Consider the following 2304-nt stretch of genomic DNA (forward strand, 5'->3'; position numbering starts at 1 on the left):
GGGGGGGCTGGCGGAAAGTTTCCTGAAGTTTCCTGCACAGAAGATTTCAAGATAACTACAGGAGCAGTGGAGTGCTTAGACTTTAGAGCGGAAGGAATCTTGTCAGAGACGGTAGGCTCTGAACTTTTGGGTGCTCCTGGCGACTCGGAATGACCTTTCGTTGAAAACAGGACCTGTGAGCATGCATGCATTGGCCGTGCGCGAAGAGGAGTGTCGGAGTGAATTGTTCCCCCATCGGTCATACTGGAAACCAGTTACCCACTAGTGGGAGTAGTTCAGGCGGGAAACAAATAGAATAAAATCTGTAAGTGTGCAGTGTTTTCCGCTATACAGTGGCCCTCTGCATGTGTATGATCAAGGCTTGTGAGTAGTGAAAAGCCTCGTACATTGAGAACGGACGGTAGGATATGCCAAACTTGGGTGCCCCAGAGATATTAATAATACTATTTATTATTATGCTCCTTTTCGGTGCAAACAAACTCCCGGAACTAGCGCGATCTGTTGGAAAGTCTGCCCGAGTTCTTAGATCTGAAGTTCGTGAACTTTCATCTGATGAAGAAAAAGGAGAGTTGAAAAATGACTAAGAAAGCACTTGTGTCCGCCATTGCTGCTGCTGCGATGGTAATCACGGCCCCCGTTGCTGGAGCAGCGACTCCGGAAGCTCAAAAGTCCGGTGAATCTATTACGTACTACGCAAAGGGGAAAGAGTACCGCTCTAAGGACATTGATGGCTTCTGGAAATGTATGACCGGAAGAAGCGGGTATAGTTTCCTGGGCTATGGTGTCTCCCTTACCTGCCACAAGCATGGCGATAAGTGGTATTTCAACTACTGGGAAAAATAAATCTCAGATCCTGAGAATCAAGGCTTCGAATAAGTTTTATGCGAGCGAAAAACCGGAAAGGGACAACCAATAAGGCCGATAAGGGAGAGATGACGCTTGTCGGCCACCTTACGGAGCTTCGTAGAAGAATTATACTTTCGCTTGTATTTGTGATTTTAGGATCAATAGTTGGTTATTGGTGGTACGGAAACAACTTTTTCCATGTTCCACCTCTAGGGGAAATCTTAAGAGGCCCTTATTGCTCCCTGCCTTCAGAGTTAAGGGCAGACTTTTCTACAAATGGCGAGTGTAAACTGTTGGCAACAAAGCCGTTCGACATGTTTATGCTAAGGTTCAAGATAGGGCTTCTAGCTGGAATTGTTATCTCCTCGCCATTATGGCTATCTCAACTATGGGCCTTCATAGCCCCAGGATTGTATAAAACAGAAAAAGTTTTTGCGCTTACAATAGCCGCAATATCATCGTTATTGTTTATCGCGGGGGCGCTTACGGCCTATTTTGTTTTAGAACAGGGGCTGGATTTCCTACTTGGCGTTGGTCGAGATTTTCAAATAGCAGCCATAAATGGTTCTGACTACTATAATATAGTCCGGAATTTCATTCTTCTGTTTGGCGCATCTTTCGAGATCCCTTTAATGGTTGGAGTTTTAAACTATTTTGGAATACTTAAATATAGTGCCATTAAGGGGAAAAGGAGATTGGTGTGGGTAGGTACCGCAATTATCGGTGCCGTTTTTTCTCCAGGTCAAGAAGTTATAAGTATGCTCGTACTTACATTCTGTCTAATATTACTTCTTGAAGTATCATTTTTATTTTGTAGATTAAATGATAAGAAAAAGGCTAGGGCTTTATAAGCCGTAGGTTAGAGCGTTGTCACAGCATTTGATACTTACATCCGATACCCAATCTAACTAGAGTTCTGGCTTCCATACTGCCGCTACTGCACAGGCAAAACCAAGCACAAATTGCATTACATCTCCCAGAATCAAGACTAGATTACACAGTGGGAGGCTGTGACAGAACCGCCATTTTGGTGGCTCTGTCATAAAGAGAGCAGCGGTGTCCCATCCAACTGCACCAAACCCGAATAAGCCGCCTGCCAGGCTGTGATGCCAAAATGGGGTTTCGTGGCACACGGCTCGTCCTCATCTACTCAAGGCAGTTGGCAGAAAACGCGAAAACACATGTTAGTGCTGACGTTATTATGCCGAGGTATATTCGAGTGGCGTGCATCATCTCTTTTCCAAAAATAAGCACTTGCTTTTAGCGCTGGCTGCCTACAAGAGCGAAGAAAGCATCGATTCTATAAGCCCGAATAGCAGTGGCTAGTATTGCCCTCTGCAGGCCCATCGGTTGCGACTATTCGTCCAAATTTTCTCGAGACGGTAGTATCCGGGCTATTCTTTTATCTAGTCAGTAGTGCGGGCAGGGGCGGAGGGGAGAGTCATGCCCCCCCCCCCC

At 45.7% G+C, this 2304-nt stretch carries 3 protein-coding genes; all 3 read left to right on the plus strand.

The genetic code is table 11. The features are described from left to right. The first annotated feature begins 407 nt into the window (after positions 1–407). Genes tatA through tatC form a run of 3 tightly spaced genes read left to right on the plus strand, consistent with a single transcriptional unit; the run spans position 408 to position 1697 of the window. Entirely contained in the window at positions 408–584 is a 177-nt protein-coding gene (gene tatA / locus HMPREF1261_RS13135; RefSeq protein ID WP_084538565.1) for a twin-arginine translocase TatA/TatE family subunit, read from the plus strand. Further along, complete coding sequence (locus HMPREF1261_RS12095) at positions 577–843, plus strand: hypothetical protein (RefSeq protein ID WP_023031162.1); 267 nt, start codon at positions 577–579, stop codon at positions 841–843. The genes tatA and HMPREF1261_RS12095 overlap by 8 nt, the downstream gene beginning before the upstream one ends. A 38-nt stretch (positions 844–881) precedes the next feature. Continuing rightward, complete coding sequence (tatC, locus tag HMPREF1261_RS12100; RefSeq protein WP_023031163.1) at positions 882–1697, plus strand: twin-arginine translocase subunit TatC; 816 nt, start codon at positions 882–884, stop codon at positions 1695–1697. Positions 1698–2304: the final 607 nt, after the last annotated feature.

Source organism: Corynebacterium sp. KPL1818, assembly GCF_000478135.1.
Taxonomy (GTDB): domain Bacteria; phylum Actinomycetota; class Actinomycetes; order Mycobacteriales; family Mycobacteriaceae; genus Corynebacterium; species Corynebacterium accolens.